The sequence below is a fragment of the Aeromonas sp. QDB30 genome, from assembly GCF_027707645.1.
Lineage (GTDB): Bacteria > Pseudomonadota > Gammaproteobacteria > Enterobacterales > Aeromonadaceae > Aeromonas > Aeromonas caviae.
In genome coordinates, this window is sequence record NZ_JAPCIY010000130.1 from 1 (window position 1) to 5,451 (window position 5,451).

A 5,451-nucleotide genomic window follows, 5' to 3' on the forward strand; every position below is an offset into this window, starting at 1 on the left:
CTGCATGGAGACGCGATTAGATCACAGACGATCTGCCTGTTCAAATTTCATTAACAAAGTGCGATCCCGCCCTGGCCCGCGTGGGGCGCTTCAACCTCTGTATTCAGTGCCTCATCCAATAAAGTCCTCAGACACATCGCCACCGCCACATGGAACAGATAGGATAGGGTAATCGTGTATCGTAGGTTCAGGGGAGATTTCACCATGTCCTATGCGAGTTATCATCCAGGTAAGGCTACGGCCTCTACTAAGGAAGGTGCGAATAAGTCACCAAACATAAAAATGCGCCTTTGTAAGTATTTGAATTTAATAAACTAATTTTTTCAGTTTCGTTGTGGAGGGTGCTTATTCGCACCCTCCCTAACTTAGCTCACAAAATCGTCAGCAATGCACTTGGAGTACTTAAAAAAATGCTCAAGCTCATTTCTCAACTATTCACCGAAGCAAAAACAGTAAGAAAGGCAGTGGACATATTGTCACGTACTCTAGGGGTTAACCCATCATTGGTATCACGTATGATGGGGGATCTTGGGCCTGAGTGTGGTAACGAACTAGGGCTGATGATTGCAAAAACGGAGGGGAGTGCAACTGATCCTTTCCGCTTCATCTATGAATGTGGCGCACTAATATTTTTCTTCCATTGGTGTTTGTATAAGAGTGCTGGTGACATCAATTGGATGCACCAACATCTAGCAAAACAGGGATTCTTGATTGATCAGATCAGTACAGATACGCATGCGTTAAGTATCGCACAGTCACTACTAGGTGGTATTGAATTACGGGGGTACGACCTGCGCAGATTCAACCAAAACCTCTCTGTCTTTATGGCCGAATATGAAGAGTATCTTGACAGTGATGGCACAAGGGAACCGCCAAAGCTAGTTTTACATTAGGGAAGGTGCGAATAAGTCACCAAACATAAAAATGCGCCTTTGTAAGTATTTGAATTTAATAAACTAATTTTTTCAGTTTCGTTGTGGAGGGTGCTTATTCGCACCCTCCCTAGCAGGCTGAGTTTACGACGTGCAATTTTCTTATTTGTGGCATATGTCTGACTCCTGACAACATTGGTACTTTTTTATTATCTGGTTTGAAGCCGCTTGACCACTCCACTTTGAAGTGTGATCCATCGAATGGCTACCTTCGCAGGTAGGATTCTCTGACGGCCTTAACTGTGGAAAACACAACAACTTCAGGTGGCTAATCTACAAACAAGGTTATTTCAAGCCCATAGTGAGTGGCTTGATCGAAGTGTGAACTTCAGGTGTTTCCCATAATCGATGGCCTCCACTATGGGAAACTCTAGGGCAGGATCGTCTACTGGGGTGGGGGCAGTCCAGTTGTAATTTATAGAGCGGCAATGTCCAGCTCTATAAATCCAGCTGCAATCAGTTCCCCTCGTAATTCTTTTAGACTTGAATGGGGCACTGCCAGCCAAAACAAGTTTTTGGCTCTAGTGATAGCTACATACCCAATCCGACCTTCCTCGCTATTTGTGCCTGCAAGTAACGCTTTGACATTGGGTTTCTTTGTCACAAATAAAACAGCTCCTATAGACTCGCCTTTCACTTGGTGCACAGTTTCTACCCTGATCCCTGGGCCACGGTTTTGAGCCGCCACTTCACCGGCGAGGGGCCGATCCGGTAGCTTAGTCTTCGCCAATTTGTTGCCTAACTTACCAACGGCCTTTAACCCGTAAGTCTTCTCTATATCTGCGAGAAGAGTTTTGACATTCCTTACGAGTTTCGGATGCCATTCTGTTCCTGCTATAAGCGCAGACGATGGAAGCCCAATCTCTGTGTTACGGCTGAAACTCCACAGCAATCGTCTAAGCCCAAGCATCCACGTTTCATGGGGCGTTCCTTGCAGATTTGAGCTGAGCCTATTCGGGGGGTTATCCAGTAACCCGACGACAGCCCTGCATACAAACTTAAAGCACTCCTGATAGTGCTCCTGCTGATCTCGTAACAACGAAGCCTCAGCGAACATTGCTGTGATACCTTGCCCAGGAGGAGCTGTTTTCCCTGCTAGTGCCGCCGCCCGATCCGCCCCCCGACTGAGAATCACTGCATCCTGGTGTTGTATATCTAAGTCATCAAGATACACCTTGAATGATTCAAACAGTTTGGACAGCTCCGAGTCCTTGTACCCCATGAAAAACGCTCCGCCGCCCTTCTCGTGCTGCCGGTCTGGCTTATCATCGCGGCCACAGAGCATGTTAGCGATATTGATGATAGGAGGTAGAGAGCGGTAGTTGCGAGTGAGTTTGTAGCCTGTCACTTCAGCACGATCTGTATAGGTGTCTAGGAATGTGCCGTCAGCCCCAGCGAAGCCATAGATACCTTGGTTTACATCTCCGATGAGGGAGACTTGCGCACCTGCATCGACTAGCATTTTCAAGATTGCCTGATGCAGTGTACCCAGATCTTGGGACTCATCGACCAGAATCTGCGGATAGCGTGCCACCAGAGCACGCAGTATTGCAGGTTGATGAGTCAAGGTCTGATATACCCAGTATCGTCCAAGCTCATGAGTGTAGGCGCCCGTATGGCCCAGACGGTTGATACAGACTAAAGCCTTAGCAAAGTCAAGTTGTTCTTTCCGGCCGTGTGTATCGGTGAAAAAGAAGATGGCCCCATCTTGCATACCTACTTTGACATCTTTTATCGGCAGCGGGTGGCTATCGTCAGACCAATAGCGAAAATTGTTTAGGAAAGGCTCCGAGCCAGATACCAAGTATGCAGCCTGAGCCGCCCCCATCGTCCGGTAAGCATGGGGACGCAGTACGTGTTGGGTGAAAAAACCGTCAAGGGTATCCACTTCCACGCGCTTACGATTGGCGTTGTCCGAGAGGGCTGAGGCAAGTTGTGCATATCCCTTATTAAACGTATTGACCGCAACATTGGAGAAGGACAAAAGTACGACCCGACCACGGCTTGTTTCCATCTTCTGCCGGATTGCGATCAGTCGCCTAATAGCCGTAGCCGTTTTTCCGCTACCGGCGCACGCAGTCACAGCGATAGGTTCCAACGGCGCATTGATTACGTCTTTCTGCTCATCAGAGAGATTCATGGTTTGACGGCTCCCTGGCAGACATGCTTGATGGCTTTCTGAAGGTAATCGGGGACCTCACACCCCGGCGTTTTGGCAATCTGCTCAGCAAATGCCTGACCGAATCGGCCCTTTTGCACATTGCTGCTGCTGTCTTTGCGCTCGAACATCCCGCAAAACAGCGCCTTGGCCTTCGCAGTGTTATCTGGTTGAGCATCAACAATCTTGCGTAGTGCTTTTGAGATCCTTGGATGTGGGTCGGCTAATGCAGTAAGCATCGGGCTGCGGTTCGCCTCAAGTAGTGCTAGATCGTATTCTAGGGTTTTCAGACCGTGGAAGACCTTCACGAAAGTGTCTTCCAACCCCTTCATCTTGATGGTGTTGCTAGACAGCCTTACATCATCCCCAAGCGATGGATAGATCTCTTTCCTTTTAACTTTCTTCTTCACCGCTTCATCGTTCGGTTCTTCCTCTTCAGGTGCGTCCGTATCTTCCAAGTAGGCAGCCTCGGCAAGCAGATTTTCAACCCCTTCCACATCCAATCCACCTTCTGCCAAGGTCACGATTTCTTCTTCGAAAGGATCGGCGTCGGTCACGACAGCGACCGGAATTCGTAGGCCTTTCTCACCAAACAGTGGTAGGAAGGAGTCGAAATTGAGCCCCTCGACACTGATCAGGCTGACCCCATACTCCCGGAGGTCGAGGCCCATTAAAGTGGCAAGCGCGTCGACCAGCATGAGCTCTGCAGCACCCTCGACGAAAATCACCCGGCGAGCAAAAAACAGTTCTGCCCTAGTTACATCCAGATAGCGCTCAAGTTTTTCACGTTTGCCCTTGGCAAATTTGATGTCACGGGGGAAGAAAGTCTCCACGCCGGCATCGTTCTCTACCAAGCACACAAGAGATTCGAGCTTTGAATTGCTGGCAAAATTAGGCGAGTGGCTGGTGACGAACAACTGCACAGATTTTTCACCTTCGCTTGCCGGTACTCCCGCGAGGTAGCGCAGCAGCACACGCTGCAATTGAGGGTGCAAATGCGCTTCTGGCTCCTCGACAATCAAGCTCCGGTAAGCTGCGTCAGGATTCTTAGCCAGCTCACTAAGCACTACCGCCATGAAAATCAGGTTGTTGAAGCCCAGTCCGTTCTGCTCAATGTCCAAAGCGTCAGCTGTGAGGGTAATTCGAGCAGATAGGCGCTGAAAATCCGTGGCGCTGAGACCAACGGCAAGCGTTTGTGCAAGCTGTTCGCCCATCATTGAGCTATGTCGGGACGAAATGGCGGTATGGGTGTGTTGAATGGACTCGTTCTGTTGAAGCTGTTCGTCGAGCTCCTTCAGTGCATTGTTGATCGCTTTGCGACCTTCGTCATCTGTGAGCAAGTGAAGCAAGCGTGCTAGCTGGCTGTTACGGCTAGGTCGAAGCCCCTGCGCTGCATCCCGAAGAGGCTGTAAATAAACGCCTCGGAGGTTTTCCATCATATCTGAAGTAAGCGCAACCTCCTGATGCTCCCCACACCAACGTTTCACTCTGAAGCGCCCCGTCTGATCCACATCGGTGTACCGGACATGGATATGCGCCTCCATGGTATTTGCGCCACATGGCTTAAGTGCTGCGAGGAAGTCAGCCTCATCTTCGAGGCTTAGATCTCTAAAGACAAAATGGAAATCGATATCTCCAGTAGGCTCGCCTTCGGCAGGGCGATGTCGGTCAGAGACATCAAGGCGGGGATAGGGTTCATCATGACCTGCGAGAAGCGTCCGGAGCGCATCCACTACTGCACTTTTGCCTACGTTGTTTGGCCCTACTAGTACATTCAAACCAGGCTGGAATTTCAGCTTGGCATCACGCAACTTGCGAAAATTCGTAATCGTGAGCTCAGCGAGATACATGAAGGTCTCAGTCCTAAGTAATCGTTCCGAAATGTAGAGTACTTATCCGGAAAAATGGAACACGGTATCGTTTGTGTGGGCAGGTCTATCGCAAAACAAATCAAACGACATATGAACTGTGAGTCGCCACAAGTTTGCCAGATTTTTTGTCATGGCCCTGTAGCGAATAGGGCATTGAAAAACAACTCCGATTGAAACCTTTAAGATGATCGGTGTCCAGATCACTTGCTGTGATCTAGGAAAAAAATGAGGGGTCTAGGAAAGTAGGGGCGATTCAAGGTTCTTCCAAGCCCATAGTGAGTGGCTTGATCAAAGTGTGAACTTCAGGTGTTTCCCATAGCTGATAGTCTGTTCCGGGCTCGAACTTCAGGTGTTTCCCATAATCGATGGCCTCCACTATGGGAAACACCTTAACTTCAGGGAGCGGTGATGGCCTCCACTATGGGAAACACCTTAACTTCAGGGAGCAGTGATGGCCTCCACTATGGGAAACACCTTAACTTCAGGGAGC

General features: G+C 49.3%; 3 protein-coding genes. 1 reads left to right on the plus strand and 2 read right to left on the minus strand.

The features are described from left to right. Positions 1-410: 410 nt before the first annotated feature. A complete protein-coding gene (locus PG896_RS20400) occupies positions 411-893 on the plus strand; it encodes a hypothetical protein (protein WP_128821499.1) in 483 nt (160 codons plus the stop codon). 454 nt (positions 894-1,347) lie between these two features. On the opposite strand, the gene PG896_RS20405 is transcribed toward PG896_RS20400, so the two are convergent. After that, on the minus strand, positions 1,348-3,072 hold the full coding sequence (locus PG896_RS20405; protein WP_270836155.1) for a UvrD-helicase domain-containing protein: 1,725 nt from the start codon (positions 3,070-3,072) through the stop codon (positions 1,348-1,350). Beyond that, on the minus strand, positions 3,069-4,940 hold the full coding sequence (locus PG896_RS20410; protein ID WP_270836156.1) for an ATP-dependent nuclease: 1,872 nt from the start codon (positions 4,938-4,940) through the stop codon (positions 3,069-3,071). The genes PG896_RS20405 and PG896_RS20410 overlap by 4 nt, the downstream gene beginning before the upstream one ends. Positions 4,941-5,451 lie beyond the last annotated feature (511 nt).

Bases quoted from the DNA above. Each gene is read 5' to 3' on its own strand.
- PG896_RS20400 (WP_128821499.1), top strand. From the start codon at position 411: ATGCTCAAGCTCATTTCTCAACTATTCACCGAAGCAAAAACAGTAAGA.
- PG896_RS20410 (WP_270836156.1), bottom strand. From the start codon at position 4,940: ATGTATCTCGCTGAGCTCACGATTACGAATTTTCGCAAGTTGCGTGAT.
- PG896_RS20405 (WP_270836155.1), bottom strand. From the start codon at position 3,072: ATGAATCTCTCTGATGAGCAGAAAGACGTAATCAATGCGCCGTTGGAA.